The following is a 26,712-nucleotide window of genomic DNA, read 5'->3' as shown; positions in this document are numbered from 1 at the left end:
AAACGCTCCGCGCCATGAGCATGGTTTGCCTCTGCAGGGAGCTAGGCCGACTGTCCCGGACCGGCCCAACCGTAATCCCGCGCGTCCGTCGTGGTGCGATGGAAGTTCAGCCTACGGTCGTATTCCAGAGGATCCTTCGGCCGGACCAGGGCTCCGGCCGGCACATTGAGCCAGTCGACGAGGCGGGTCAGCATGAAGCGCAGGGCGGCGCCCCGGCAAAGGATCGGCAAAGCCGTGACCTCGGCGGAGACCAGGGGACGCACCGCTTCGTACCCGGCGATCAGGGCCGCACCCATGTCGCGGTGAAATCTGCCGTCCGCCTCGAAGCACCAGGCATTGAGGCAGATGGCCAGATCGTAAGCGAAGGCGTCGGTGCAGGCGAAATAGAAGTCGATCAGCCCCGACAGTTCGTCTCCGATGAAGAAGACGTTGTCGGTGAACAGGTCGGCATGGATCACGCCACAGGGTAGGCCCGAGGGCCAGGAGCGCTGTAGTACCGCGAGGTCACCCAGAACGCGTTCGGTCAAACCGGGTGAAACGGTGTCCGCCTGAGGCTCAGCGAGGCGAAAGAGCGGTTCCCACGCATCTACGGAAAGATTGTTGACGCGCCGCATCCCAAAATCGGCTCCCGCCGCGTGCAACCCTGCGAGCGCGCGGCCGAGGGCGTGGCAGTGATCGATACCGGGTTGCTTCACCGAAACGCCATCGAGGAAAGTCACGATCACCGCGGGGCGACCGCAGAGCTCACCCAGTGCGAATCCGGTGCGATCGCGGATCGGCTGTGGGCAAGCGAGGCCTCGGGCGGCGAGGTGTTCCATCAAGTTGAGAAAGAACGGCAAGTCGTCCGCCCTGACGCGCTTCTCGTACAGGGTTAGGATGAAGGAGCCGCCGGTGGTGTGGAGATAGAAATTCGTGTTCTCCACGCCTTCGGCGATGCCCTTGTATGAGAGCAGCGTTCCAATGTCGTAGGCCGCAAGAAAGGCGGTCAGCGCCGCGTCGGAGACCTCGGTGTAGACTGCCACGGCTTGTTCGCTTGAAATTTCGGGACAAAATACAAGGGCGCCGAATGGCGCCCCTGCTGAAGACGGATCGATCGGGAGCGCTGTCCGCCTATTCCGCGGCTTCGCTACGCAGTTCGCGCGGCAACGGGAAGGACATATCTTCGACCACCGTCGAGACCGTATCCACCGTCACGGTGTAGCGTGCTGCAAAGGCGTCGATAATTTCCTCCACCAGCACTTCCGGCGCGGAAGCTCCGGCCGTGAGTCCGAGTTTGCGAATGCCCTCGAAGGCTGGCCAATCGATTTCCTCGGCGCGCAGCACCAGCCGGGTGATCGGGCAGCCGACGCGCTCAGCGACTTCACGCAGGCGCTGCGAGTTCGACGAGTTCGACGAGCCGACCACGATGACCGCATCGACCAACGGCGCCACCTGCTTCACCGCCTCCTGACGATTGGTGGTGGCGTAGCAGATATCGTCCTTGTGCGGGCCGGTGATCGTCGGGAACTTCTTCTTCAGCGCCTCGACGATATGGTGGGTGTCGTCCACCGACAGAGTTGTCTGCGTCACCCACGCGAGGTTGTCGCGGTTCTCTGGTTCAAGAGCGGCGATCTGGTCGAGATCCTCGACCAGCGTGATCGAGCCCTTTGGCAGCTGACCCATGGTGCCGACCACCTCCGGATGACCGGAATGGCCAACGAGCAGAACGTGACGACCGCGCTTGTGGTGGATCTCCGCCTCGCGATGAACTTTCGTCACCAGCGGGCAGGTGGCGTCGATGGTGGTGAGGCCGCGGGAATCCGCGTTGTGCGGCACCGTCTTGGCGACGCCGTGAGCCGAGAAGATCACCGGAGCGGAGCCGTCGGGGACCTCGTCGAGTTCGCGGACGAACACGGCGCCCTTCCGTTTGAGACTCTCAACCACGTACTTGTTGTGGACGATCTCATGGCGGACATAGACCGGAGGTCCGTAGATGGCGAGCGCCCGCTCGACTACGTCGATCGCCCGCACGACTCCGGCGCAGAAACCGCGCGGCGCACAGAGCAGGATCTCCAGAGGCGGCTTAACCGTGTCACCGGAGGCAGAGGAAGTCGTCAGATTCGCGTCGCTCATGATAGCCGGGATGTGGCGAGGCGGGGGCGCCCCTGTCAACCTGTCATAACGGAAAAGTCCCCCGCGGGCACCTGTGGTCCAGCGAGAGCGAGTGCACGTGACTCACAGGACCCGGGGAACTCTCCGTAATACGCGCGCTAGGCCACTCGCTTGGGCCGCGCCATCGCGCCCTCGGCAAGGGAAGTCTGGAGCATAGGAATCATACGTGGGTCGGTGCACTGGGCTACGTTGAAGCGTAGGAAACTGTTGCCGAGCGACGAGGGGCTGAAAGCGCCTCCGGGAGCGAGCACGAGTCCGCGTGCGAGAGCGCACCGAGCGACGTCCGCCGAATCGACCCCATCCGGCAGCTGCATCCACAGGAAGAAGCCTCCGGACGGCTCCAGCCACGCCTTCAGTCCGCATCCTTCGAGGTGCCTAAGGGCCGGCGCCGTCGCCCGTCCCAACTTCTCGCGAACCTCGGCGAGGTGCCGGCGGTATGTGCCGTCTGTCAGGAGCCCGTGCATCAGGCTCGCCGACAGATGACTGTTCCCCAGGCTCATCGCGAGCTTGAGATCGACCAGTGGCTCGACCCAGTCCTCGCGCAGCGCGACGAAACCGCAACGGATGGCGGCCGACAGCGTCTTCGAGAAACTACCGATCTGGATGACCCGCTCTAACCCGTCGAAACCGGCCAGACGTGGAGACGGCTCACCCTCGAAATCTCCGAAGATGTCATCCTCGATGATAAGGGTATCGTGCGCCTCAGCGAGCTTCAGGATGCGATGGGCGACCGCGGGCGCGAGGATGGATCCGGTCGGGTTCTGAAGCGCGGAATTGGTAATGTAGAAGCGCGGGCGATGCACAGCGAGGTGCATGGCGAGGGTCGCCAGATCAGGACCGTTCGGGGTCATCGGCACACCAACGACCCGGGCGCGCTGCGCCCTCAGGAGTCCGTGATAGTTGAAGTAGCACGGATCGTCGACCAGTACCGTATCGCCCGCTTCAAGCAGGAATCGGCAGAGCAGGTCGAGAGCCTGCGTCGCGGAATCGACCAGCACGACCTGATCGGCGCCGGCCTCAACTCCTTTCTCCGCCAAGCGCCGTGCGATCTGTGCGCGTAGAGGTGGAAAGCCGAGGGGCTGATCGTGTGAGACCAGGTTGGTCTCCGGACCGCGTGCGAGCTGTCGAAGGCCGCGCCGGATCGCCTGGCTTGGCATCCAGGCTGACGGCAGCCAGCCGGAGCCCGGCATTACGAGGTCCGGGCCGGCCTGCATGGATTGTCGGGTGATCCAAAGCGGATCCACCGCCCGGTCGAACTGAGGCCCTACGGCTTTGAGACAGAGCGGCCGGGTCTTACCCGCCACGTAGAAGCCCGAGCCGCGCCGGGCCACGATCGTGCCTTCGGCCCCGAGCCGGTCATAGGCCTCGACGACGGTGGACTTCGAGACCCCCATGGCTTCGGCGAAGGCGCGGACCGAGGGCAGGCGGGCGCCGGGCATGAGCTGGCGGCTGTTGATCCGATCCGTGATCGCCGCCGCCACGGTCTCGACCAAGCTGAGCTTGGACACGGGGGACACCTTCATCTGTCCTGATCCTCGCGCCGGACAATTCAATCCAACCGTACTGGACTGTCCCTATCACGACTATCCCCCGCCACGCATGGTCGCGGCATCGGCCCGTACATCACGAGAGGACGCACCCCATGCACGGTTTTACTCAGCTCAAGGCTGGACCTGTCACTGCGGGCAGGACACTGACCGTCGTAGCGGCACTTAGGGCTTGGTTAAGCGCCGGGTTGGCGGCTGCGGCTTCAGGAATTTCCCGCGCTGCCATTAATCGCAGGGTCGTCCGTCAGCTATCGGCGATGTCGGATCGCGAACTCCGGGACATCGGTCTCAGCCGCCAGGACGTGCTCGATGCAGGGATCCTGCTGGTCGAAGGTGACGCGTCGGATTTTCTGGTCGACCGCCGAGATGAGCGCCGGGCGAGCCGGAGCGTTCCGCGCGGAGGTTGGCCGCCGCGGCGTCACTGACGCCGAATCCGCGAAGGTGCCGATTCGCACTGTGGGACGTTCAAGCGAGTGTTTGCGGTAAGCTTCCCCTCCCTGTGGACGTGACGGCTGGGCCCCTGCTGGTTAAGACGGAGCCGCCTGGCGAGCCCGGATCGCTCTGAATGGGGTGGACCATCACCGTCTGGGATTCTCATCCAACCTCGGATTTTCATGGCAAGCGCCGCGACCCACGTCAGCTTCCTGCCTCCCGTGCTGACGTTCCTGTCGGCGGCGGTGATCGGCGTGCCGATCTTTCGCCTCATCGGCCAAAGCGCCGTGCTCGGCTACCTCGTTGCCGGTGTCGTGATTGGGCCGTTTGGTTTCTCGCTGATCGCGGAGCCCGAGACGGCTGCGAGCGTCGCTGAACTCGGCGTAGTGCTGTTGCTCTTCATCGTCGGGCTCGAATTACAAATCTCACGACTCGTTTCGATGCGGCGGGACATCTTCGGACTCGGCACTGCCCAGCTCATTGTCTGCTCGGCAGCTCTGGCAGGCGTCGGGATCCTGATGGGGGCCAAGCCTTCGGCCAGCCTCGTCATCGGCATCGCTCTCGCCCTCTCGGCCACAGCCGTCGCGCTGCAATTGCTGGAAGAGCGCGGCGACATGGGGACGCCCTATGGCGGCCGAGCCTTTGCGGTGCTGCTGTTTCAAGACATTTCCGTGGTTGCCATCCTGGCGCTGATGCCTCTGGTCGCTTCATCCGGCACGAGCGGCGGCGATGGCTGGCTCCTCTCGGCTCTGCAATCCACCGGCACGGTGGGCGCGGCGATCCTCGCCGTCGTGCTGGTCGGGCGCTATGGCCTCAATCCATTCTTCGGCCTGCTCGCAGCCAGTGGGGCCCGCGAAGTCATGACGGCGGCTGCCCTCCTCGTCGTGCTTGGAACCGCGATGCTGATGGAGCATGTCGGTCTATCGATGGCCATGGGCGCGTTCCTGGCCGGGGTGCTTCTGGCCGAATCCAACTTCCGCCATCAGCTCGAGGCCGACATCGAGCCGTTCCGCGGCATGCTGCTTGGCCTCTTCTTCATGAGCGTGGGCATGTCCATTGACGGTGGCCTCCTCGAGGCCGAATGGCCGACCCTGCTGGGGGCAACAGCCGGTGCGATCCTGCTTAAGGTCGCGTTGGTGGCCGGCCTGTTCCGCTTGTTCGGCTCGCCTTGGCTTGATGCGGTGCGCGGGGGTGCCATCCTGGCACCGGCCGGAGAATTTGCGTTCGTGCTTTTGCCGGCTGGCGGTGAGCTCGGCCTCGTGGATCCTGCGAGCACACGCTTTGCCGTGGCGCTCGCGGCTCTGACCATGCTGGTCGGTCCAGTGGCGGCGAAGGCTCTGGACGCTGGGCTTGCCCGACGTCCCGAAGGGCCCGAGGCGGTGCCGGAGGCCATCGAGAGCACCGAGGCCCGCGTGCTCGTCATCGGCTTTGGCCGTTTCGGCCAAATCCTGACGCAGGTGCTGCTGGCTGAAGGCGTTAGCGTCACGGTGATCGACAAGGACGTGGATCAGATCCGCAGTGCCGCACGCTTTGGGTTCCGCATCTACTATGGGGACGGGACTCGCCTCGATGTCCTGCGCGCCGCCGGCATCGGACGGGCCGAGCTCCTCTGCATCTGCGTCGATGACAGCGAGGCCGCGCTGAAAATCGTCGATATCGTGCACGAGGAATTCTCCAGCGTGCGCACTTACGTGCGGGCCTTCGACCGCACGCATGCCGTCGAGCTGATGAACCGGGACGTCGACTTTCAGCTCCGCGAAACCGTCGAATCCGCTCTCGCCTTCGGTCGCGCGACCCTTGAGGGTCTCGGTCTCAGCCCGGAGGCGGCCGCCGCTACCGCGGAGGACGTTCGTAAGCGCGACGTTGCTCGCCTCGTGCTGCAGCAGGCAGGCGCTCTGACGGATACGATGAGTTGGGCCCGTGGCCTTAACGAGATCAAGCCCGAGCCCCTGACGGAGCCGAAGCGGCCTTCCCGCGCGCTGAATGCGGAGACGCGCGACATCATTGGATCCCAGAGGCGAGAGGCCGCGACCCGCACCCTTGAGACTGATGATGACTACCAAAGTCAGCAGCAGGAGGCCCGAACGGATGCCTGAGGCGACAGCCGGATCGGCGCGGTTCGTCGAGGGCTCGATTCTCCGTCACGTGGTGACGATGAGCGCAACTGGCTCGGTCGGGCTCATGGCGATCTTCGTCGTTGACTTCCTTTCCTTGCTCTACGTCTCCAAGCTTGGAGATCCGACGCTGACGGCAGCGGTGGGCTTTGCCACCATCGTCCAGTTCTTTGCCATTGCTATCAATATCGGCCTGATGATCGCAGCCGGTGCTCTCGTTTCCCGAGCCATCGGGGCCGGTGATGAAGCGGGTGCGCGGCGCCTCGCCACCTCCGGGACCATCCAGGGAATCGTGGTCTCCGGCCTCCTTGTCGTGGCGATGCTGCCCTGCCTGCCTACCGTCCTGAGCTGGATTGGAGCCGATGCTGAGACTCTTCCGATAGCGACACGCTTTCTCTGGATCACGCTGCCCTCCAACCTGCTGATGGGGCCCGGCATGATGTTCTCCGGCCTGCTGCGAGCGGTCGGCGCGGCTCGTCAGGCCATGTACGTCACCCTCGGCGGCGCCATCGTCACAGCCGGGCTCGACCCGCTATTGATTTTTGGTGCTGGTCTCGGCGTCGATGGGGCAGCCATCACCACGTGTTTTGCCCGCGCCACATTTGCGGTGATCGGTCTCTGGGGTGTCCGCCAGCACCGGATGCTCACGCAACCGAAGCTCGCTGACATCATCGCGGATGCTCCCGTCGTGATGCGGATCGCCCTGCCGGCGGTGCTGACGAACCTCGCACCTTCCGTGGCAAGCGCCTTCATCGCCCACGCGCTCGCGAAGTTCGGCGCTGTCGCGGTTGCCGGAAACGTGGTGGTCGACCGCTTGACCCCGGTGGCGTTCGGCGGCCTCTTCGCCATGTCTGGTTCGATCGGACCGATCTTGGGCCAGAACTGGGGTGCGGCCCGTTACGATCGAATGCGCGGCGTTCTGCGTGACGGTACGCTGGTCACCGCCGCCTACGTGCTGGTGGTCTGGATGGCGCTGATCCTGGGAGCCGGCCCTCTGATACACCTCTTTGCGCTCGAGGGTGTCGCAGCTGACCTGTTTGGATTCTTCTGTCTCGTCAGCGGGGGCGTCTGGTTCTTCACCGGGCTGCTGTTCCTGGCCAATGCCTCGTTCAACAATCTCGGCTTCCCATTCTATTCGACGGCCCTGAATTGGGGACGGGCCACCCTAGGCACCGTGCCGCCAGCCCTGATCGGCGCGCATTTGTTCGGTCCCAAGGGCGTCATCGCCGGGGTTGGCCTTGGCTCGATCCTGTTCGGTCTCGTGGGCATCGCCCTCGCCTTCCGCACCGTCGTCACTTTGGAGCGCCGGGCCGGGGTCGTGCTCTCCCCGACCAACGCTGTCGAGGCGCCGAATGCCGGCACGGATGCCACCCGCGCCGCTGCACCCGCGCAGTCCGGCGCCCTGATCTGAATCGTGCCGGCGGCGGGGATTTTCAACGAGCCGTAGTACCCCTGGATCGAGCTAAATCCGTCCCCTCGATGGTGTCGAGGACGACGTTCGGCGATACATCCTGAGTGAGTTCGTCGACCTCGGCATCTGCCTCGGTGGCGATGCCAAGGTGATTGGTGATCGCTGAGACCATCGTCACCAGCTTGGTGACCTCGTGCTCGGCCAGGAGCCCGATGTGCAGATCGAGGTCCGCGCGCTTTGCGGCGGCGACCGCCATGCGGTTCTGGCTGATGAGAACGAAGGTCGAGAGAAAGATCGCCTCCACCGAGGCAGTGGTGCCAAGGATGACGAAGCTCGCGTCCCAGCGTGGCAGCACAGGCAGTAGACCGGCGTTGACCAGGGTCCACAGGCCGAACACCAGAACGTGCAGGACGACGAAAGCCATGCTCCCGGTGAACCGGGTGATCATCTCGGCAATTCGGTCTGCTCGGCTCGCACGCTGCTCGTCCTGCGCACGTCGCTCGTGCAGCGCACGGATGTTGCGCGCCAGGGCCGGAGACAGGCCGTCCGGCTGCGGCGGCCGGTAGGTCGGCCGGGTCGGATCCGCGTCCTGTGATCGGTGCAGTGTTCCAGGGGCCATCGGGACTTCACAGACGAAGTGCTGGATGAGGGTGTCGGCTGGGATTCAACCGCTTCTAAACCGTCCCTGATCCCACTCTTTGCCAATGCTTCGCGGCGTACGGGCCATTTCCGATCGAGATGGATGTCCCTCAGCGGGGGGCGAACGGACATGGAGGCTCAGGACACGAACGACCCAGATCATAGGGATCCGGGAGACCGTCCACTTCGTCAGGGACCTGGATGCGGTAGGCGTCTCTTATGGCGGCCCGCTCAGCATGCCATGCATGCCCCAGGACTTCCGCATCTCCGCCGATGACGTCGCCGGGTGCAGCATCGTCAAGTCCGTCCAGGAAATCGATTCCCTGGCCCGAACGAGCCTCCCGATAGAGTCATTCCGCCGCCTGACGGATCGGACCGGTTCACGCGGCCTTCTCCCTTTCGACCGAGGCCCGGACAATCCAAGACGGTCGCTTGGCTGTGGCCAGGATCAAGATCGAGCGCTGAACCGGTTGGCCGCACGGCGGCGTCAGTCCGGAAGTCCAGAATCCCACGCCTCAAGCTCACGATATCCAGGTTGTGGAAGGCCTCCTGGCGAGGCTACGCGATGAACGAGCGCTGTGCCTGTTGAGGTTGACCTCCACGCGATTTCGGATGACCCGGTGGCAGCCGCGTCCGAACGATGTCGCGGACGGAGTTCAGCGTCGATGTCCTCACTCCCCTGGGTCCTTTGTGACACCAGCGTCATACCCGGTAGTTCTGCTCCGCTGAACCTGCTGCGGCAGGGAGACGCCTACTCGATCCAGGTCGGGAATGCGGAACTCATGACGAACCTCGATCGCGGCTCGGAGCAGGCCCTTGGGACCATCGCGTGTGAACGCCTTGCTGGTCGCGCGGCGCCGCGCATCCTGATCGGGGGATTGGGCATGGGTTTCACCTTGCGCGCAGCCATGGGCGCCCTCGGACCGGACGCAAAAATCGTTGTCGCCGAATTGATCCCCGCCGTTGTTGCCTGGGCCCGGGGCCCCCTCGCCCATCTGTTCGGTGACAGTCTCGACGACCCACGCGTTGAAATCGTCGAGTCGGACGTCAATCGCCTGATCCAATCAGGGCCCGAGCGCTTCGATGCGATCCTGCTGGATGTCGACAACGGTCCGTCCGGCATGACCCGACGGGAAAATGATCGCCTCTACGACGCCTGGGGTTTGAAGCGGGCACATTATGCCCTGCGGAGCGGCGGCGTTCTTGCCGTCTGGTCGGGCAAACCCGACCGGCGCTTCAAGGCGCGCCTGCGCCTGCATGGCTTTGCCGTCGACGAATTTCGAATCCATGCCAACAGCGGGGTGAGCGGACCGCGCCACGTTCTCTGGATGGCGACGCGTCCCGCTGCTCCGCTGCGGTTCGCGTCGCTGGGAACAAAGGCCTGAGCTTGATCGCGCAGGACTGGTGCCCGGTTTCAGTAGCTGTAGTTGCGGCGCGCCGGCCCCTGGTACTGCCCATACCCCGTGCCGCGTGACTCCACGCGCGAGCCGTAATCGATGTCGCGTTGCCGCTTCGCCTGACGATTGGCCAGATAGCGTCCGCCGAGGCAGCCCGCGACTGCCCCGACGACGCCACGCTCGGCCAGGTAGTGCCCGGCGAGTCCGCCGATGATCGCGCCCTTGATGCACCCCTTTGCCTCGGCCGCTCCGACGCTCCCGAAGGTGAGGAGGGCGAGGGCCGACGCTGTCGCAATGATCCGCATGTTCAATCTCCCGGCTGATGCGTCGAGGAAACCCTCGCGCATCGCACCCGTTCCGAGCGGACCAAGCGGACACGGTAAATTGCCGATGCGATCTCTTCCGCGCCTCCCGCGCCCAGGAAGCTGTGTTCTTAATCCACCGGCATCGTCATTTTCTCGATCTGTGTCACATCCGCAGCAGGCAGGAACAGCGTGGGCGTGTCTAAGGTCGTCACGAGGGTCCACCAGTCATCAAGTTGGGGGCCGAAGCAGGATTTCGCCTGATGACTGCGGGTTGTGTGCGTTCGATCCTATCTATCATTGGTGTGGTCATAGCGCTGTCGTCGACAGTCGTAGGCGCCGCTGAGAACGACGAGCCTGCAACGGGTAAACGATCGAGCAAGGCGCCGAAGGACGGCCCGACAGGCTCTGCCCGAAAGAATGTCCCCGCGCGGAGGGGCCAAGCGGACCGTCAGGAATCGAAGGCGAGCAAGGACACGCAGGGCGGCAAGGACGGCGGCAACGACGGCAAGTCCCAGGATGTCGATACCGAGCATCTCTTCGGCTTCACCGAAGGCTCCGATGCTGGTGAGAAGGGCGAGCAGGAGGTCGTCGTGGATACGATTTCCCGCCTGGGCAAGCGGCTATCCGGTCCCGGCGGTGGCCACTACCGGGTGCTCGACACCAAGTTCGGCTACCAGTTCGACCCCATCGACCGCTTGAGCATCGAATTCGGCGCGTTCGGCACATTCCGTCAGGTGCGCAACATCATCGACCTCGACGACAAGTCCTATGGGACGTTCGATGGGGTTTCCGTGGAGGTGAAGTACCAGTTCCTCAAGGGCGACAAGGATCAGCCGCTCGGGCTTGCCCTCGAACTCAGGCCGCGCTTCGCCCGCGTCTTGCCGATCGAGGGAAATGGTGCCGACATCTTCGACATGGAGACCGTGCTCCAACTCGATCTCCAGCTTGTGCCGAACAAGCTCTGGTATGGCAGCAACATCAGCTTCGAACCGGCTGCCGGTCGCCAGCGCGGTCCCGACGCACCGGGTTACCGGTCATCGACCTTCCTCTGGTCGAACGCCCTGATCGCCCGCGTCGGGGAGAGCACCTATCTGGGGCCGGAAATCCGCTACCTGCGGGGCTATAACGGCACATTTCTCAATGACTTGGAAAGCGAGGCGCTGTTTGTCGGCCCTGCCCTGCACCACCGCTTCACCGAGAAGATCTGGCTCACGGTGGCGTATGCAGGGCAGGTCTGGGGCCGCGATACCGACCCGACCCTGGCTGGCCGCGCGCTCGGCCTGAACCAGTTCGAGCGGCACAACGTGCGGGTCAAGTTCGGTATGGAGTTCTGAGAGCCGGTCGCGGAGAGCCCTTTCCTCAGTTCGGCAGGTGCATCTGCTTGCGGAGGCTCTTGTCGAAGAGATGGGCGGGGGCGAAGCGCCGAAGCAGGCTGATCTGGCGTGCGACCTTGCCGGCGGTGTAACGGCGTTGCGGCACCGAGGCCTCGGCCGCGGCGAGCACGGTGTCGGCCACGGTCTCGGGCGCATCGGCGGTCGCCATGGCTTCACGCATCGTCCGGTCGGCACCGGCGCGAGCCTCGGCATACAACTCGAGTTGAGCATCGGGGACGAGCAGGTTCTGGTCGAAGGCCGTGCGGGTATAGGCCGGCTCGACCAAGACGATGCGGATGCCCTGACTGCGCACCTCGTGGTCGAGGGATTCCGAATAGCCTTCCACTGCGTGCTTGCTGGCGGCGTAGAGCGCCATGTAGGGGGCCGGGATCAGGCCGAGCACGGAACTGATGTTGATGATGCGTCCGCTCCTCTGGGTGCGCATCGTCGGAAGCACCGCGCGGATGGCCCGGATCACGCCGAACAGGTTCACGTCGAAGAGATCCTGTGCCTGGGCGATCGAGGATTCCTCGGCGCCGCCGCTGATGCCGAAGCCGGCATTGTTGACGAGAAGATCGATCCGGCCGGTCTCGTCGAGCACGGTCTTCACCATGGCGGCGACCGACGCCTCGTCGGTGATATCGCAGGTCAGGAGGGTGCCGGCATCGCCCAGGACGGTGCTGCTGCGCCGGCTCGTCCCGAACACCCGATAGCCGGCCTTGTGGAGGGCCCGCACGCTGGCGAGTCCGATGCCGGACGAGGCTCCGGTGACGATGGCCGTCCTGCGGACGGGCTGCTTGCGAATGGCTTGGCTCATGACGCTCTCCCAGCGGGTCCGATCCGCCGGCCCCTCCCCTTTTAAATGACGTACGTAATCTAAAACGGCAAGCCGACGCGCGTGTCGTGGCACACGCGCATCGTTGGTATTACAGCGGCAAAAACGGCTTTCCGTTTCGCAACGCGGGCGAAGGACGTGTCGAGGTCACAAGGGCGTCGTCCAGAACACGGGCGACGTGACGTGCGGTCAGGCCAAGGCCGTCGTGGATCTGATGGCGGCAACTCGTACCGTCGGCGACCACGAGATCGTCGGGGCCGGCCTGGCGCAGGGCCGGGAACAGCGACAGCTCGGCCATGGCCAGGGATACGTCGATGGTCTCGGCGCCGTAGCCGAAGGCGCCGGCCATGCCGCAGCAGCTCGACTCGATCGTACGGACATCGAGACCGGGGACTGCACGCAGGACCGTCTCCACCGCACCCATGGCGGCGAAGGCTTTCTGGTGGCAATGGCCGTGGAGATGGGCGACCCGGCCTCCCTGGTCGGCGAGCGGCAGGTCGATGCGTCCGGCCTTGAGGTCGGCGGCGAGCAACTCCTCGAACAGGAAGCTCGCGCGCCCGAGCTCGGCGGCCTCGGGGCCCGGAAGCAGCGCGGTGAACTCGTCCCGGAAGGTGAGGAGGCAGGACGGCTCGAGGCCGACGACCCGGGCGCCGGCGCGGATGAAGGGCAGCAGCGCGGTCAGCGTACGCCGGGCCTCGGCGCGGGCCCGGTCGGTCTGGCCCGATGCGAGGTAGGTCCGCCCGCAGCAGAGCGGGCGGCGGCCGCGATGGGGGAAGACCCGGTGCAGGCGGTAGCCGGCCGCGAGCAGCACCCGCTCGGCCGCCTCCAGGTTCTCGCGCTCGAAGGCCCGGTTGAAGGTGTCGCCGAACAGGACGACGTCGCGGAAGTCGCCGCTGACGTCGCCGGGATGCGCGGGCTCGCCGGATTCGCGCCAGGGCCGACGCCATTGCGGCAGGGTCCGGCGGGCCGAGAGGCCGACCCAGCGCTCGGACAGCCGGGCCAGGGCCGGCAGGCGGTCGCGCAGGTTGAGGAGGGGTGCCAGCCGCGCGGCCGTGCTGGCGTAGAGCGGGAGCGCCGCCACGAGGCGTTCCTTCAGGGGCAGGCCGTGCCGGGCGTGGTAATGGTGCAGGAACTCGATCTTCATCTTGGCCATGTCGACGCCGGTGGGGCATTCGCGGCGGCAGGCCTTGCACGAGACGCAGAGATCCAGGGTCCGCTTCATCTCGGGGCTGGTGAAGGCGTCCGCCCCGAGCTGGCCCGAGATCGCCAGCCGCAGGGAATTGGCCCGGCCCCGGGTGAGGTGCTGCTCGTCCTTGGTGACCCGGTAGGAGGGGCACATGGCGCCGCCGGCGAGCTTCCGGCAGGTGCCGTTGCTGTTGCACATCTCGACCGCCGGGCCGAACCCGCCCCAGTCCGACCAGTCGAGGGCCGTGGCGGCGGGCTGGGTCACCGCGTAGCCGGGTTGGAAGCGCATCAGCGCGCGGTCGTCCATCCGCAGGGGCCGGACGATCTTGCCGGGGTTCAGGCGGTTGTCCGGGTCGAAGCCGTCCTTGACCGCCTCGAAGGCGCGGGTGAGCCGGGCTCCGAACATCGGCTCGATGTATTCCGAGCGCGAGATGCCGTCGCCGTGCTCGCCGGAATAGGAGCCCTTGAAGCGGCGGACGGCGGCGCTGGCCTCCTCGGCGATGGCCCGCATCTTGGCGACGTCGCCGCCCTGCTTCATGTCGAGGATCGGGCGCACGTGCAGGCAGCCCACCGAGGCATGGGCATACCAGGTGCCGCGGGTGCCGTGGCGGGTGAAGACCTCGGTGACGGTGTCGGTGTAGTCGGCCAAGTGCTCCAGGGGCACCGCGCAATCCTCGATGAAGGAGACCGGCTTGGCGTCGCCCTTCATCGACATCATGATGTTGAGGCAGGCCTCGCGCACCTCCCAGACCGATTTCTGCCGGACCGGCTCGGGCACCTCCACCACGGCGTTCCGGAAGCCGTGGTCGCTCATGCAGGCGTCGAGGCGCCGGAGGTCGGCCAGCAGCGCGTCGCGGTCGTCGCCGGCGAATTCCACCAGCAGCAGGCAGTTCGGCGTGCCGCGGGTGATGTCGGCGAGCGTCGTGCGGAACAGCGGGATGTCGGCCCCGAGGACCAGCACGTTGTTGTCGACGAGTTCCACCGCCACCGGGCCGAGGTCGACCAGCGCCTTGGTGGTCTCCATGGCGGAGCGGAAGGACGGGAAGTGGCAGACGCCCATGACCCGGTGGGCCGGCAGGCGGGACAGCTTCAGGGTGACGCCGGTGGTGGCCGCCAGGGTGCCCTCGGAGCCGACCAGGAGGTGGGCGAGGTTCGGCCGGGCCTCGATCAGGGCATCGAGGTTGTAGCCGCCGACCCGGCGCTGCACCCGCGGATACCGGGCCAGGATCTCGTCGCGCTCCGCCTCGGCGAGGGCCCGCATCGCGGCGGCGAGGTGCTCGGCCCGGTCGGGGCCGGTCACGCCGGTGCTGTCGTTGCCCGTGAGACCGAAGCCGAAGGGCGTGCCGTCGGGGAACAAGGCCTCGATGGCCAGGACGTTGTCGCTCATCTTGCCGAAGCGGAGGGAGCGCGCGCCGCAGGAATTGTTGCCGGCCATGCCGCCGATGGTGCAGCGGGTGGCGGTGGAGGGCTCCACCGGGAAGAACCAGCCATCCGCCTTCACCCGGGTGTTCAGGCGTTCCAGCACCATGCCGGGCTCGACCGTGATGGTGCCCCCCGCGGGGTCGTAGGCGGTGATGCCGTTGAAGTGGCGCGAGCAATCGACCACGAGGCCGTGCCCGATCGGCTGCCCGTTCTGGGAGGTGCCGCCGCCGCGCATGATGACGGGCACGTCGTGCTCGGCCGCGATCTTCAGCGTCGCGGCGATGTCGGCGGCGGACCGGGGCAGGACCACGCCGGCCGGGATGATCTGGTAGATCGAGGCGTCGGTGGCGTAGCGTCCACGGGTGAAGGTATCGAAGCGGGCCTCGCCCTGCAGGGCCTCGGCCAGCCGCCGGGCGAGTCCGGCATTCTGTCGCGTGGCCGCGCGGGGCGTGCTGGTCGCCGCCCGCGGCGGGGTCGATGGCTCAGCCGTGGCGGTCATGCTTCATCGTCCTCGCGTTGCGGGTGCGCAGCCGGATCGGAATGCCGGGCTGCGGCCGCCGGATGGGGTGGCGGTCTGAGCCGCCGGAGCTAAGATACGGTGATATTTTGAATGCAAATGGGCTTGCAAGATGATCGACCTGTTCAGCGACACCCAGACGCGGCCCACGGCGGGGATGCGGGACGCCATGGCGCGGGCCGAGGTGGGGGATGAGCAGTCCGATTCCGACCCGACCACCCTGGCGCTCTGCGAACGGGTGGCCGACCTGCTCGGGCAGGAGGCGGGCGTCTTCATGCCGTCCGGCACGATGTGCAACCTGGTGTCGATCCTGGTGCAGACCCGGCCCGGCGACGAGATCATCGTCGACGACCAGTCCCACATCTACAACACGGAGGCCGCCGGCTCGGCGGCCATCGGGGGCGTCTCGGTGATGGCCCTCAGAACCCCGGCAGGCGTCTACACGCCCGAGGCCTTCGCGGCGGCCATCCGCCCGCCCGCCCGCACGGCGCCGCGTTCCGCCCTGGTCTCGATCGAGCAGACCACGAGCTTCTCCGGCGGTTCGGTCTGGGCGCTCCCGGACATGCGGCGCATCCGCGACATCGCCCACGAGAAGGGCCTGCGGGCGCATATCGACGGGGCCCGGCTGCTCAACGCGGTGGCGGCCACCGGCATCGCCGCGAAGGACTACGCGCAGGGCTTCGACAGCGCCTGGATCGATCTCAGCAAGGGGCTCGGCTGCCCGGTCGGCGCGGTCCTGTGCGGGACGCAGGCGTTCGTCACCGAGGCTTGGCGCTGGAAGTACCGCCTCGGCGGGGCCATGCGCCAGTCCGGCATCCTGGCGGCGGCCGGCCTCTACGCGCTCGATCACCACAGCGAACAGCTCGTCCGCGACAACGCCCACGCGGCCCTGCTCCGCGACCGGATCGCGGGGGCGCCCGGCCTCGCCATCGACGCCGGTGCGGCGCAGTCCAACATCCTGTGCTTCTCGGTCGAGCCCCTCGGCGTCACGGCCGCGGCCTTCGCCAAGGCCTGCCTCGCCCAGGACGTCCGGGTGCGGGCGATCGGGGCCCATCAGATCCGCGCCACGACCCATCTCGAGGTGGACGAAGCCGGCATCCTGCGGGCGGCCGAGGTGATCCGCGCCGAGGCCGAGCGCCTGTCGGCACGCCTCGGCTGAGCCGCTTCGCTCGGGTTCGCTTGGCCCAATTTCGCTTCGGGACGATTCGCTTCGGGACGATTCGGAGCGGACCCCATCGCGGCCATCAGGCGCCGGCCGCCGCGGTCTCCCGCACGGCGGCCGCCCGGCGCTTGTTGCGCAGGTGACGGAACAGGATGTCGCTGAGTTCCGAGCCGGCCCGGCGCCGCAGGGCGTCGAGGATCTCCTCGTGCTCCCGCATGGCCTCGCCCCAGCGGTCGCGGTCCTTGTCGAGATTGGCGGCGTACCGCACCCGGCGCAGGCGCCCGGCGAAATTGGCGTAGGTCGTCCGCAGGGGCTCGTTGTCGGCGGCCTCGACGATGCGGTCATGGATCGCCTGATTGCCGGTGAAGTAGCCGTGCAGGTCGCGGCGGAGGTAGGCCGCGTACATCGCGTGGTGCAGGCGCTCGATCTCGGAGAAGCCCGCCTCGGTGATCTTCTCGCAGGCGAGGCGCCCGGCCAGGGCTTCGAGACCGCCCATGACGTCGAACAGCGCCACCATCTCGTCGGGCCCGAGCTGGCGGACCCAGGCGCCCCGGTTCGGCAGCAGGTCGATCAGCCCCTCGGAGGCCAGCACCTTGAGGGCTTCCCGCAGGGGGGTGCGCGAGATGCCGAAGCGTTCGCAGAGGAGGCGTTCCGGCACCCGGGCACCGGGGGCGAGGTTGCCTTCCACGACGTAGTCGCGCAGCTGCGCCAGCAGGGTCCCGTGGAGCGAGGCGGCCCCCGTGCCGGCGATCCGGGGCAGGGACGCGGCCTCCGGTTCGACCGCGGAATCCGGGACGGAATCGAGCATCATCATTCCAGAATTATCAGTCGCCGCGGCCGCGGTCGAGGGTGATCGAGCGCAAAATAATGCTTGTGTCTTCCAAAAATGAATGCAAATTTTTGGTCGACTGAACCGGATGCGGATCGTATCGACGACAATCCAGCGCCGTTCGCCACCGTAGGCCGTGGCGCTGCCCTTGTCCCGCGACCTGCCAGCGTCGCCTGGCGCACCCGCCCGCCAGCTTCGCCTGGCACACCTGAAACGCCTGCGAGGCCACCGATGACGACACGGACCGGACGCCACTTCCTGCACATCCCGGGCCCGAGCCCGGTGCCCGAGCGCGTGCTGCGCGCCATGGACATGCCGGTGATCGACCATCGCGGTCCGAATTTCGCCAAGCTCGGACGGGCGGTGCTGGAAGGCGCGCAGGCCGTGTTCCAGACCCGCGCGCCGGTGATCCTGTATCCCGGCTCGGGCACCGGGGCCTGGGAAGCCGCCATCGTCAACACGCTCTCGGCCGGCGACCGGGTCCTGATGTTCGAGACCGGCCACTTCGCCACCCTGTGGCGCCAGATGGCGGCCCGCTGGGGGATCGAGGTCGAGTTCGTCCCCGGCGATTGGCGCCGGGGTGTCGATCCGGCCAAGGTCGAGGCCATCCTGGCCGAGGACCGCGCGAAGTCGATCAAGGCCGTGATGGTGGTCCATAACGAGACCTCCACCGGCGTCACGAGCCGCATCGCCGAGATCCGCAAGGCCATCGACCGGGCCAACCACCCGGCCCTGTTCCTGGTCGACACCATCTCGGGCCTCGGCTCGGCCGAGTATGCCCACGACGCCTGGGGCGTCGACGTCTCGGTGAGCTGCTCGCAGAAGGGCCTGATGCTGCCGCCGGGCCTCGGCCTCGTCGCCCTCTCGGACAAGGCGCTCGCCGCCACCAAGACCGCGACCCTGCCGCGTTCCTACTGGGACTGGCAGGAGATGCTGAAGCCGAACGCGGCGGGCTACTTCCCCTACACGCCGGCGACCAACCTGCTCTACGGCCTACGCGAGGCCATCGCCATCCTGATGGAGGAGGGCCTGCCCCAGGTCTTCGCCCGTCACCACCGCCTCGCCGCGGCCACCCGCGCCGCCGTGGAGGCCTGGGGCCTGGAGGTGCTGTGCCAGGAGCCGTCCGAGTACTCGCCCGTGCTCACCGCCGTGGTGATGCCGGAGGGCCATGACGCCGACGCCCTGCGCACCCTCATCCTCGAGAAGTACGACCTCTCCCTCGGCACCGGCCTCGCGAAGGTCGCCGGCAAGGTCTTCCGCATCGGCCATCTCGGCGAGACCAACGACCTCATGCTGATGGCCGCGCTCTCCGGCGTCGAGATGGGCCTCAAGGCGGGCCGCGTGCCGCACAAGGCCGGCGGCGTCCTGGCGGCCATGGAGACCCTGCGCTCCGGCCTCGACGACTGAGCGACCCCTCCGGCGGACCCGACGAATCGGGTCCGCCACGCCGTCGTTCCGGGGCACCGCCGGCGCGCCCCGGATCCCGATCCGCCGCCGGTGCCGGACGCGATGAGACCGATGGTCCTGAATTCCGGGCTCCGCTGCGCGGCCCCGGGAGGACGGAGGGCCTAGGACGACGAAGACCTCGAAGAAACCAAAGCCCGTCACGTCAGCCGATCACACCGATCCTGCGTGCCCCCGCAAAGAAGCCCGGCGATCAGACCGGGCGGGGTGTCGCGTTCAACTGGAGGAAACCCCGATGACGCCAGCAAGTGGACGCGTCTCCGCGTCAGGCCCTGCCAAACGACGCGTCTCCGCGTCGAACATGGTCCTGTTCCTGCTCTGCCTGATGTACTTCGTCACCTATCTCGACCGGGTGAACATCGCCACGGCGGGCGGCGAGATCATGAAGGATCTCGGCATGTCGAACACCCAGTTCGGCCTGATCCTGTCCGCCTTCGCCTACCCCTACGCCATCTTCCAGGTCATCGGCGGCTCGGTGGGCGACAAGTTCGGCGCCCGGCGCACGCTCCTGGTCTGCGGCCTGATCTGGGCCTCGGCCACGATCCTGACCGGTCTCGTCGGCGGCTTGGTCAGCCTGTTCCTCGCCCGCGTCCTGCTCGGCTTCGGCGAGGGCGCAACCTTCCCCACCGCCACCCGCGCCATGCAGAACTGGACGGCGCCGGGCAAGCGCGGCTTCGCGCAGGGCATCACGCACGCCTTCGCGCGGCTCGGCAACGCGGTGGCGCCGCCCATCGTCGCCGTCCTGATCTACCACGTCGGCTGGCGCATCGGCTTCGTCGTCCTGGGCGTCGCGAGCTTCGCCTGGGTCGTGGTCTGGTACCTGTACTTCCGCGATGACCCCAAGGACCACCCGTCCATCACGCCGGAGGAACTCGCGGTGCTGCCCGAGCCGCGCAAGGTCGGCGCCAAGCAGAACATCCCCTGGAGCCGCCTGACGATGCGGATCCTGCCCGTGACCCTGACGTACTTCTGCTACGGCTGGACGCTGTGGCTGTTCCTCGGCTGGCTGCCGAGCTTCTTCAAGCTCAATTACGGCCTCGACCTGAAGAACTCGGCACTGTTCGCCTCCGGCGTGTTCTTCGCCGGCGTCGTCGGCGACACCCTGGGCGGCGTCTTCAGCGACCGCATCCTCAAGAAGACCGGCAACCTCAAGCTCGCCCGGCTCAGCGTCATCGTGGTCGGCTTCCTCGGGGCGGCCGCGAGCCTGACGGGCGTGTTCTTCACCAAGGACCTGACCCTGGTGGCGCTGCTGCTGAGCTCGGGCTTCTTCTTCGCGGAGCTCGTCATCGGGCCGATCTGGTCGGTGCCGATGGACATCGCGCCGACCTACTCGGGCACGGCGGCCGGGCTGATGAACACCGGCTCGGCGGTGGCGGCGATCATCTCGCCGATCGTCTTCGGGATGATCGTCGACATGACGGGGAGCTGGACCCTGCCCTTCGTCGGCTCGATCGGCCTCTGCCTGCTGGGCGCCGGCCTCGCCTTCACCATGCACCCCGAGCGCCCCTTCGTGGAGGAGCCCGCGGTGCCGCTGGGGCGGGCCGTTCCGGCCGAGTGAGGCGTTTCCCCCCTCCCCCGTGCGGGGAGGGATCCGGGGGGGGTGAGTCTCCCTCGCGGTGCCGAGGCCGGCGGAGCCGCCCCCACCTTTCCTTCCTCCCCGCGAGGGGGAGGAGAGCTGCGTAGCGCAAGACACAGGGAACCGCGCACGATGGACGAAGCCGTGCAGGACACGACCGACCCCCGGTCCCGCCCCCCGACCGGCCCCCTGCCCCTCGCGGGCCTGCGCGTCCTCGACGTGACGCAGGTGATGGCGGGGCCGGTCTGCAGCATGCTGCTCGCCGATCTCGGGGCGGACGTGATCAAGATCGAGCCGCCCGGCACCGGCGACCAGACCCGGGGCGCCATGGGGTTCAAGATGAAGGGGCCCGACAGCATGGGCTTCCTCAACATGAACCGGAACAAGCGCAGCCTTGCCCTCAACCTGAAGAGCCCGGCCGGGCGCGATCTCCTCCTCGACATGGCGGAGACCGCCGACATCGTGGTCGAAAATTACCGCCCCGGCGTGATGGCCCGGCTCGGCCTCGGCTACGAGGCGATGCGGGCGCGCAACCGCGGCCTGATCTACGCCAGCATCTCGGGCTTCGGGCAGACCGGCCCCTGGGCCAAGCGCCCGGGCTACGACCTCATGGCCCAGGCCATGTCGGGCGTCATGAGCGTCACCGGCCATCCGGGCGGTCCGCCCGTGAAGGCCGGCGTTCCGGTGGCCGACATCGGCTGCGCGCTGTTCGCGGTCTACGGAATCCTCAGCGCCTATATCGGCCGGCAGGCCAGCGGCGAAGGCCAGTACATCGACGCCTCGCTGTTCGATTCGGCGCTGGCCTTCTCGATCTGGGATACGAGCGAGTACTGGGGTACCGGCCGGATCCCCGAGCCGCTCGGGACGGCCAACCGCATGAGCGCGCCCTATCAGGCGGTTCAGGCGGCGGACGGCTACTTCGTCATGGGCGCGACGAACCAGAAGCTCTGGCGCCTGCTCTGCGACGTACTCGGGCGGGAGGACCTGCTGGCGGACGCGCGCTTCCAGGACATCGCCGGGCGCCTCGCCCACCGCGAGGCCCTGATCGCCGAGCTGGAGACGAGCTTCGCCGCCAAGAACGCGGAGGACTGGGTGACCGATCTGCTGGCCGCCGGCATTCCGGCCGGGCGCATGAACACCTATCCGGAAGCCTTCGAGAGCGAGCACGGCCGGCACCGGGCGATGCGCATCGAGGTGCCCCATCCCATCGAGGGCAGCGTCCCCAACATCGGTTTCCCGGTGAAGCTCTCGGGCACGCCAGCCCAGGTCCGCCGCCACGCGCCGCTGCTCGGTGAGCACGCCGACGAGATCCTGGCGGAGCTCGGCCTGTCCGAGGCGGCGATCGAGCGCCTGCGCGCGGAGGGGGCCTTCGCCGCATGAGCGAGACCCAGGATACGGGCGCCGTCCGCTACCGGGTCGAGGGCGGTGTCGCGCACCTGACCTTCGACCGGCCGGCCGCCCGCAACGCCCTCACCTTCGCGATGTACGAGGCGCTGGCGGAGAGCCTGGCGCGGATCGAGGCCGACCCCTCCGTGCGCGTCGCCGTCCTGCGGGGCGCCGGCGGCAAGGCCTTCGTGGCCGGAACGGATATCGAGCAATTCGTCGGCTTCACGGGCGCGGACGGCGTCGCCTACGAGGCCCGCATCGAGGGCTACGTCGCCGGGCTGGAGCGCTGCCGCGTGCCGACCGTGGCGGTGATCGAGGGCTGGGCGGTGGGCGGCGGCCTCGCCATCGCCAATGCCTGCGACATCCGGGTGGCGCAGGCCGGGGCCCGCTTCGGGGTGCCGATCGCCCGGACCCTGGGCAATTGCCTCTCGCCGGCCAACCTGCGCCGCCTCACCGCGACGCTGGGCCAGGGCCTCGTCACCCGCATGATGCTGCTCGCCGAGATGCCGACCGCCGAGACCCTGGCGCCGCTCGGCTACCTCGCCGCCGTGGCCGAGGCCGATCGGCTCGACGCCGAGGTGGCGGCAATCTGCGAGCGCCTCCTCGGCCATGCCCCCGTGACCATGCGGGTCACCCGCGCGATGCTGCGCCGGCTCGAGCTGGACCCGCAGGCCGAGGCGACGGACCTCATCGCGGAATGCTATGGCAGCCGGGACTTCGCGGAAGGCGTCGAGGCCTTCCTGGCCAAGCGCCCCGCGGCCTGGACCGGCACCTGAGCGAGGACGCCGCATGACCCTCTACGCCCTCGGCCCGCACCACCCGCAGCTCGCGGACCCGGACAGCACCTGGATCGCCCCGGGTGCCCACGTGGTCGGGCGCGTCCATCTCGGCCGGGATGTCTCGATCTGGTTCGGCGCCGTCCTGCGCGGCGACAACGACGAGATCCGGATCGGGGACCGGACCAACATCCAGGACGGGGCCGTGCTGCATGCCGATCCCGGCTTCCCCCTGCACCTGGGAGACGATGTCACCGTCGGGCATCGGGCCATCGTGCATGGCTGCACCATCGGGGCCGGCAGCCTCGTCGGCATGGGCGCCACCATCCTCAACGGCGCCCGCATCGGCCGCAACTGCCTGATCGGGGCCAATGCGCTCGTCACCGAGGGCAAGGCGTTTCCCGACAACAGCCTCATCCTCGGTGCGCCCGCCCGGGCCGTCCGTACCCTCGACCCGGAGAGTGCGGAGCGCCTGACGCAGACCGCCGGGAACTACGTCGTCAACGGCCGCCGCTTCCGCCAGGATCTGCACGCGCTTCCCGAAGACGCCTGACCGAGACCGGCGCCGGCACAGAGGGGCCCTGGTCGTCGTCACCCAGGTTCGCGGGTCGCAGGCCCTCGCGAAACCCACGAGGGCCCCGCCCGGCCCGGATGACGCTCGAAATCGTCCCCTCGCAGCCCTGGGCGCTTGCTCAGACCGGCATCGACGCTTCTCGGGAGCGCTCCGTCATCGACCGTCTGCGTTCCGATACGCCCGCGGCGCCAAGCATCACCCCCCGGTCGCGCGCCGTCACAGGTCCGGAAACTCTCTCGCCAGGTGGTCGATCAGCGCGCGGACGGCGGGTGGCAGTCCGCGGCGGGTCGTGAATACGATATGGACGATGCCGTCCTTGCTCCGCCAGTCCTGGAACACGCGGACGAGCTTGCCCGCGTTCATGTACGCCGCGCATGCGTGATCAGGCAGGAAGGCGACGCCCAGTCCGTTTGCCGCGGCATCGCAGAGAACGGTGTAGTCCGCGCAGGTCAGCCGCGGCTCATGGCGCAGCACCTGCGCCGTCCCGTCCTCGCGTTCGAGCCTCCAGGTGGTTTCGCCCGCCTCGTCGCTCGTACTCATGGTCGGAACGGAGGCGAGGTCGGCGAGATCGGCACCGAGGCCGCTCGCAACCTGCGGGCTGGCGACGAGGATCCAACGGGAACGTCCGAGCGACCGCATCGTGAGGGACGCATCGCTCGTCAACTCGTGGCGAACGCGGAGCGCGACGTCGATCCGCTCCCCGATCAGGTCGACGGCGCGGTTCGAGACGACGAGTTGGAGCTGGACCTTCGGGAAGCGGTCGAGAAAGCCGCGCACGATGGCCGACACCACCTTCACCAGATTTGGCGGACAACTCATCCGGATTCGCCCGTGCGGCTCGGCCTGCGCTTCCGCAACGAGCGCTTCCGCCCGCTCCGCTTCCAGCATCATGGCCCGGCAGCGCTCGTAAAAGGTCTGCCCGATTTCGGTCACGCGGAAACGTCGGCTTGAGCGCTCGATCAGCCGCACCCCGAGCCGCGCCTCCAGCGCCGAGACGCGGCGGCTCAGCTTCGATTTCGGCTCGCGAAGCACCCGGCCTGCGGCCGTGAAGCCGCCATGGGCGACGACCTCGGCGAAGGTGACGTAGTCGTTGAGGTCTGAGCGCATCATCGTTCCTCGATTGGAACGCTACGTGCCAGATTTGCGACCTATCCGCATCATCGTTCTGCGGCCATCTCTCTTGGCAACGGCTCACACGCCGCTGGACTCGGAAGAACGACGATGACCGGTAGGTTTCAAGACAAAGTGGTGGTGGTGACAGGCGGCACCAGCGGCATCGGCCTCGCCGCCGCCAAGGCGTTCGCGCGGGAGGGCGCCTCGGTGTTCGTCACCGGGCGGCGCCAGGATGTGCTCGACGCCGCAGTGACGGAGATCGGCGGCCAGGTCACGGGTCTGCGCGCCGACATGTCCGACCTCGCCGACATCGACCGGGTTTACGAAGCCGTCCGGCAGCGGCACGCTCAGATCGACGTCCTGTTCGCGAATGCCGGTGGCGGCGACATGCTTCCGCTCGGGGCCATCACCGAGGCGCATTACCAGCGGACGTTCGACACCAACGTGAAGGGCACGATCTTCACCGTGCAGAAGGCGCTGCCGCTGCTGAAGGACGGCGCGTCGATCGTTCTCAACGGTTCCAACGCCGGCTCGTCGGGAACGCCCGCGTTCAGCGTCTATAGCGCGAGCAAGGCCGCAGTGCGCAACCTGGCGCGTAGCTGGATCCTCGACCTCAAGGATCGTCGCATCAGGGTGAACGTCGTCAGCCCGGGGCCGACCGAGACGAACGGGCTGAACGATGTGTTCGGCGGCGGCGATCAGGCGCGGGGCATCAAGGATTTCCTCGCCACGCAGATCCCGGCCGGCCGGATCGGCCGGCCCGAGGAGATCGCCAAGGCCGCGCTGTTCCTGGCCTCGGACGATGCCAGCTTCATCAACGGAGCGGAATTGTTCGTCGACGGCGGACTGACCCAGATCTGATCACACCGGCCGACAACCCGAGCCCCTTGAGCCGTCGGCTTCGGGCGACACGGGCGGCCCCCTCGCCTGAGAGGGCTTGATCCGAGCTCCAACCGCATCGGCGGTTTTCTGGAACGGTCGCGCTTGGATTGCGGGACCGCACGCCCAGTCTTGCTCAGCTTTCGTGCTGAGCGAAGCTCCGGAAGCTCAAGCGTTACACATGAAACCGAAACGCGCGACTTCATAATCGATACGCAAGACAGCATGCATAGCGTCATGCTCTAAGCAAAAGGCGGAGATCACGATGTCGGAACTCAGCATCAATGGCATGAAGATGGTCTATGACGAAGTCGGAAGTGGATCGAACCCGCCGGTTCTGCTGGTACACGGATGGGGATGCAACCGCTCATTCATGAAACGCCAACAGGAATTCTTCGGACGGACCCGGAGGGCCATCGCGGTTGATCTTCGTGGTCATGGAGAAAGCGATGCTCCAACCGAAGACTACACCGTCAGTAACTTCGCCAACGACCTCGCGTGGGTTTGTCTCAAGCTCGACATTGAAAAGCCGATTGTCGTTGGACATAGCATGGGTGGGACAATCGCGCTCGAATTTGGAGCAAGTCACCCGGACATCGCGGCGGCCGTTGTCATGGTCGACAGCTATGTCTGCCTGCCAACGCCATTCCGAGATGCGATGGAGATATTCAGCGAACAGCTGAAGGGGGAGGACTACCTCAAGGCCATCGAAGTGAGCCTTGCAGGTTTGTACATACCGGGAGAAGATCCAAGTATCCGAGATGCGTTTTTTCGCTCGCTTCGCAGGACACACCAGCGTGTTCTCACACAAGCTTTTGACGAACACATTCTGAACTACGATGCGGAGCCGGTTGCCGCGCGCTGCACAGTGCCGATCGCCTATATTGGAGCGGACACGTCGAGCGCGAACGTCGGCCGTTTGCGCGAAGTCCAGCCTCAGATCAAGGTCGGGCAGACGATCGGGTCAGGTCACTTCTCAACACTTCTCGTTCCCGATCAGATCAACGCCATGATCCGTGACTTTGCCCAGGCCTATGTGAGGGGCTGGTGACATGAGGCGCCGCTGAGCAAGGCATCGTCGCCGAGATTGCTGAAGGCGGAGAGCAGCTCAGCCTGGCGCTGAGCGGACTGCATCGTTCTGCCCTTGGCAAGCTCGCTGTCTCGCTTGCAGCCGAAGCTCCGCTCCTGTTCATCGAACCATTGTCCCTCGGCCACCTCGCGTCGAGTCGCCGGATGGTCGACGTCTTTTGGGCTGGGGCAATGGCCGTCCGAGCGGCCGGGTCGGGTCGAAGGCACGCGTCAGGCCTGCGATGCTCGGAAGCGGACCGGCAGCCATCCACCCGCAGCGGACCCACACCAATCGGAACCAAGCGCCGGATTCCGGCCACGCGGGGCAATGGACCGGCCGAGACACCCCGCAAGCCGCGTTGGCCGGTCCGTGATCCGTCGTCCAACCGGCGCTCGGGCTTCGCCAGGTACCGCTCCGGACCGTTCCGGCGGTTGCCCCAGCCGGTAGGTCCTGTACGCGAGCGTGCAGGTGTCCTGGTGCAGCTGTCCGGCCCCTCGCGAAAACGTCTGCAGATCGCAGGGTTCTGGTCATCTTCGATCCTGCGATCCAGTAGGAC

The 26,712-nt window shown here is 67.1% G+C and carries 22 protein-coding genes; 13 read left to right on the top strand and 9 right to left on the bottom strand.

The genetic code is table 11. The annotated features are described in order from the left end of the window. Nucleotides 1-41: 41 nt before the first annotated feature. The 3 genes from ASF58_RS12890 to ASF58_RS12880 form a co-directional block, all read right to left on the bottom strand. The gene (locus ASF58_RS12890; protein WP_055952577.1) at nucleotides 42-1,022 is read right to left on the bottom strand and encodes a homoserine kinase; all 981 of its coding nucleotides are present in this window, start codon (nucleotides 1,020-1,022) and stop codon (nucleotides 42-44) included. Nucleotides 1,023-1,110: 88 nt separating this feature from the next. Then, entirely contained in the window at nucleotides 1,111-2,112 is a 1,002-nt protein-coding gene (ispH, locus tag ASF58_RS12885) for a 4-hydroxy-3-methylbut-2-enyl diphosphate reductase (RefSeq protein WP_055952574.1), read from the bottom strand. Between the two features lie 137 nt (nucleotides 2,113-2,249). After that, on the bottom strand, nucleotides 2,250-3,674 hold the full coding sequence (locus ASF58_RS12880; protein ID WP_055952571.1) for a PLP-dependent aminotransferase family protein: 1,425 nt from the start codon (nucleotides 3,672-3,674) through the stop codon (nucleotides 2,250-2,252). Nucleotides 3,675-3,793: 119 nt separating this feature from the next. Here ASF58_RS12880 and ASF58_RS27480 point away from each other — a divergent pair, with 119 nt between their 5' ends. The 3 genes from ASF58_RS27480 to ASF58_RS12865 all read left to right on the top strand — a co-directional run bounded on the left by ASF58_RS27480 (nucleotide 3,794) and on the right by ASF58_RS12865 (nucleotide 7,655). After that, on the top strand, nucleotides 3,794-4,123 hold the full coding sequence (locus ASF58_RS27480; RefSeq protein WP_082513039.1) for a DUF1127 domain-containing protein: 330 nt from the start codon (nucleotides 3,794-3,796) through the stop codon (nucleotides 4,121-4,123). Nucleotides 4,124-4,312: 189 nt separating this feature from the next. Further along, nucleotides 4,313-6,226 (top strand): monovalent cation:proton antiporter-2 (CPA2) family protein, encoded by a 1,914-nt coding sequence (locus tag ASF58_RS12870; RefSeq protein ID WP_055952563.1) that lies wholly within the window; start codon nucleotides 4,313-4,315, stop codon nucleotides 6,224-6,226. Next, nucleotides 6,219-7,655 (top strand): MATE family efflux transporter, encoded by a 1,437-nt coding sequence (locus ASF58_RS12865; RefSeq protein WP_055952560.1) that lies wholly within the window; start codon nucleotides 6,219-6,221, stop codon nucleotides 7,653-7,655. The genes ASF58_RS12870 and ASF58_RS12865 overlap by 8 nt, the downstream gene beginning before the upstream one ends. 22 nt (nucleotides 7,656-7,677) lie before the next feature. On the opposite strand, the gene ASF58_RS12860 is transcribed toward ASF58_RS12865, so the two are convergent. After that, complete coding sequence (locus tag ASF58_RS12860; protein WP_055952558.1) at nucleotides 7,678-8,274, bottom strand: DUF1003 domain-containing protein; 597 nt, start codon at nucleotides 8,272-8,274, stop codon at nucleotides 7,678-7,680. A 685-nt stretch (nucleotides 8,275-8,959) separates the two neighbouring features. Here ASF58_RS12860 and ASF58_RS12855 point away from each other — a divergent pair. Next, nucleotides 8,960-9,679: a hypothetical protein gene (locus ASF58_RS12855; RefSeq protein WP_055952555.1), complete on the top strand. Its 720-nt coding sequence runs from the start codon at nucleotides 8,960-8,962 to the stop codon at nucleotides 9,677-9,679. A gap of 29 nt (nucleotides 9,680-9,708) precedes the next feature. Here the strand turns inward: ASF58_RS12855 and ASF58_RS12850 are convergent, their stop codons facing one another. After that, nucleotides 9,709-9,996 (bottom strand): hypothetical protein, encoded by a 288-nt coding sequence (locus ASF58_RS12850; RefSeq protein ID WP_055952552.1) that lies wholly within the window; start codon nucleotides 9,994-9,996, stop codon nucleotides 9,709-9,711. Nucleotides 9,997-10,256: 260 nt separating this feature from the next. Between ASF58_RS12850 and ASF58_RS12845 the strand changes: the two genes are divergently transcribed. Further along, nucleotides 10,257-11,330 (top strand): hypothetical protein, encoded by a 1,074-nt coding sequence (locus tag ASF58_RS12845; RefSeq protein ID WP_244477309.1) that lies wholly within the window; start codon nucleotides 10,257-10,259, stop codon nucleotides 11,328-11,330. A gap of 25 nt (nucleotides 11,331-11,355) precedes the next feature. Here the strand turns inward: ASF58_RS12845 and ASF58_RS12840 are convergent, their stop codons facing one another. After that, entirely contained in the window at nucleotides 11,356-12,186 is an 831-nt protein-coding gene (locus tag ASF58_RS12840; protein WP_055952549.1) for an oxidoreductase, read from the bottom strand. A gap of 109 nt (nucleotides 12,187-12,295) precedes the next feature. Then, complete coding sequence (locus ASF58_RS12835; RefSeq protein ID WP_055952546.1) at nucleotides 12,296-15,310, bottom strand: FAD-binding and (Fe-S)-binding domain-containing protein; 3,015 nt, start codon at nucleotides 15,308-15,310, stop codon at nucleotides 12,296-12,298. A 130-nt stretch (nucleotides 15,311-15,440) separates the two neighbouring features. On the opposite strand from ASF58_RS12835, the gene ASF58_RS12830 reads away from it, so the two are divergent. Beyond that, on the top strand, nucleotides 15,441-16,487 hold the full coding sequence (locus ASF58_RS12830; RefSeq protein WP_055952542.1) for a threonine aldolase family protein: 1,047 nt from the start codon (nucleotides 15,441-15,443) through the stop codon (nucleotides 16,485-16,487). Nucleotides 16,488-16,572: 85 nt separating this feature from the next. Here the strand turns inward: ASF58_RS12830 and ASF58_RS12825 are convergent, their stop codons facing one another. Beyond that, nucleotides 16,573-17,301, bottom strand: coding sequence for a GntR family transcriptional regulator (locus tag ASF58_RS12825; RefSeq protein ID WP_055953740.1), 729 nt, complete (start codon nucleotides 17,299-17,301; stop codon nucleotides 16,573-16,575). A 249-nt stretch (nucleotides 17,302-17,550) separates the two neighbouring features. Between ASF58_RS12825 and ASF58_RS12820 the strand changes: the two genes are divergently transcribed. From ASF58_RS12820 to ASF58_RS12800, 5 genes are all read left to right on the top strand, one after another. Continuing rightward, the gene (locus tag ASF58_RS12820) at nucleotides 17,551-18,726 is read left to right on the top strand and encodes an aminotransferase class V-fold PLP-dependent enzyme (RefSeq protein ID WP_055952539.1); all 1,176 of its coding nucleotides are present in this window, start codon (nucleotides 17,551-17,553) and stop codon (nucleotides 18,724-18,726) included. 292 nt (nucleotides 18,727-19,018) lie between these two features. Then, nucleotides 19,019-20,341 (top strand): MFS transporter, encoded by a 1,323-nt coding sequence (locus ASF58_RS12815; RefSeq protein ID WP_055952536.1) that lies wholly within the window; start codon nucleotides 19,019-19,021, stop codon nucleotides 20,339-20,341. Between the two features lie 150 nt (nucleotides 20,342-20,491). Beyond that, on the top strand, nucleotides 20,492-21,739 hold the full coding sequence (locus ASF58_RS12810; protein ID WP_055952532.1) for a CoA transferase: 1,248 nt from the start codon (nucleotides 20,492-20,494) through the stop codon (nucleotides 21,737-21,739). Continuing rightward, nucleotides 21,736-22,521, top strand: coding sequence for an enoyl-CoA hydratase (locus ASF58_RS12805; RefSeq protein ID WP_055952530.1), 786 nt, complete (start codon nucleotides 21,736-21,738; stop codon nucleotides 22,519-22,521). The genes ASF58_RS12810 and ASF58_RS12805 overlap by 4 nt, the downstream gene beginning before the upstream one ends. Before the next feature lie 13 nt (nucleotides 22,522-22,534). Further along, nucleotides 22,535-23,074: a gamma carbonic anhydrase family protein gene (locus ASF58_RS12800; protein ID WP_055952527.1), complete on the top strand. Its 540-nt coding sequence runs from the start codon at nucleotides 22,535-22,537 to the stop codon at nucleotides 23,072-23,074. Between the two features lie 237 nt (nucleotides 23,075-23,311). On the opposite strand, the gene ASF58_RS12795 is transcribed toward ASF58_RS12800, so the two are convergent. Further along, nucleotides 23,312-24,205 (bottom strand): LysR substrate-binding domain-containing protein, encoded by an 894-nt coding sequence (locus ASF58_RS12795; protein ID WP_055952524.1) that lies wholly within the window; start codon nucleotides 24,203-24,205, stop codon nucleotides 23,312-23,314. A gap of 111 nt (nucleotides 24,206-24,316) precedes the next feature. Between ASF58_RS12795 and ASF58_RS12790 the strand changes: the two genes are divergently transcribed. Beyond that, nucleotides 24,317-25,069 (top strand): SDR family oxidoreductase, encoded by a 753-nt coding sequence (locus ASF58_RS12790; RefSeq protein ID WP_055952521.1) that lies wholly within the window; start codon nucleotides 24,317-24,319, stop codon nucleotides 25,067-25,069. Nucleotides 25,070-25,352: 283 nt separating this feature from the next. Further along, a complete protein-coding gene (locus ASF58_RS24975) occupies nucleotides 25,353-26,138 on the top strand; it encodes an alpha/beta hydrolase (protein WP_082513037.1) in 786 nt (261 codons plus the stop codon). Nucleotides 26,139-26,712: the final 574 nt, after the last annotated feature.

The sequence above is a fragment of the Methylobacterium sp. Leaf125 genome (genome assembly GCF_001423085.1).
Taxonomy (GTDB): Bacteria; Pseudomonadota; Alphaproteobacteria; order Rhizobiales; family Beijerinckiaceae; genus Methylobacterium.
Note: the sequence above shows the minus strand (reverse complement) of the source record. Positions and strands in the feature narration are given on the sequence as shown.

Coding starts and splice junctions, on each gene's coding strand:
- ASF58_RS12860 (WP_055952558.1), bottom strand. CDS start 8,274: ATGGCCCCTGGAACACTGCACCGATCACAGGACGCGGATCCGACCCGG.
- ASF58_RS12840 (WP_055952549.1), bottom strand. CDS start 12,186: ATGAGCCAAGCCATTCGCAAGCAGCCCGTCCGCAGGACGGCCATCGTC.
- ASF58_RS12870 (WP_055952563.1), top strand. CDS start 4,313: ATGGCAAGCGCCGCGACCCACGTCAGCTTCCTGCCTCCCGTGCTGACG.
- ASF58_RS12820 (WP_055952539.1), top strand. CDS start 17,551: ATGACGACACGGACCGGACGCCACTTCCTGCACATCCCGGGCCCGAGC.
- ASF58_RS27480 (WP_082513039.1), top strand. CDS start 3,794: ATGCACGGTTTTACTCAGCTCAAGGCTGGACCTGTCACTGCGGGCAGG.
- ASF58_RS12880 (WP_055952571.1), bottom strand. CDS start 3,674: ATGAAGGTGTCCCCCGTGTCCAAGCTCAGCTTGGTCGAGACCGTGGCG.
- ASF58_RS12815 (WP_055952536.1), top strand. CDS start 19,019: ATGACGCCAGCAAGTGGACGCGTCTCCGCGTCAGGCCCTGCCAAACGA.
- ASF58_RS12850 (WP_055952552.1), bottom strand. CDS start 9,996: ATGCGGATCATTGCGACAGCGTCGGCCCTCGCCCTCCTCACCTTCGGG.
- ASF58_RS12825 (WP_055953740.1), bottom strand. CDS start 17,301: ATGATGCTCGATTCCGTCCCGGATTCCGCGGTCGAACCGGAGGCCGCG.
- ASF58_RS12795 (WP_055952524.1), bottom strand. CDS start 24,205: ATGATGCGCTCAGACCTCAACGACTACGTCACCTTCGCCGAGGTCGTC.
- ASF58_RS12865 (WP_055952560.1), top strand. CDS start 6,219: ATGCCTGAGGCGACAGCCGGATCGGCGCGGTTCGTCGAGGGCTCGATT.
- ASF58_RS12830 (WP_055952542.1), top strand. CDS start 15,441: ATGATCGACCTGTTCAGCGACACCCAGACGCGGCCCACGGCGGGGATG.
- ASF58_RS12790 (WP_055952521.1), top strand. CDS start 24,317: ATGACCGGTAGGTTTCAAGACAAAGTGGTGGTGGTGACAGGCGGCACC.
- ASF58_RS12805 (WP_055952530.1), top strand. CDS start 21,736: ATGAGCGAGACCCAGGATACGGGCGCCGTCCGCTACCGGGTCGAGGGC.
- ASF58_RS12835 (WP_055952546.1), bottom strand. CDS start 15,310: ATGACCGCCACGGCTGAGCCATCGACCCCGCCGCGGGCGGCGACCAGC.
- ASF58_RS12810 (WP_055952532.1), top strand. CDS start 20,492: ATGGACGAAGCCGTGCAGGACACGACCGACCCCCGGTCCCGCCCCCCG.
- ASF58_RS12800 (WP_055952527.1), top strand. CDS start 22,535: ATGACCCTCTACGCCCTCGGCCCGCACCACCCGCAGCTCGCGGACCCG.
- ispH (WP_055952574.1), bottom strand. CDS start 2,112: ATGAGCGACGCGAATCTGACGACTTCCTCTGCCTCCGGTGACACGGTT.
- ASF58_RS24975 (WP_082513037.1), top strand. CDS start 25,353: ATGTCGGAACTCAGCATCAATGGCATGAAGATGGTCTATGACGAAGTC.
- ASF58_RS12845 (WP_244477309.1), top strand. CDS start 10,257: ATGACTGCGGGTTGTGTGCGTTCGATCCTATCTATCATTGGTGTGGTC.
- ASF58_RS12855 (WP_055952555.1), top strand. CDS start 8,960: ATGTCCTCACTCCCCTGGGTCCTTTGTGACACCAGCGTCATACCCGGT.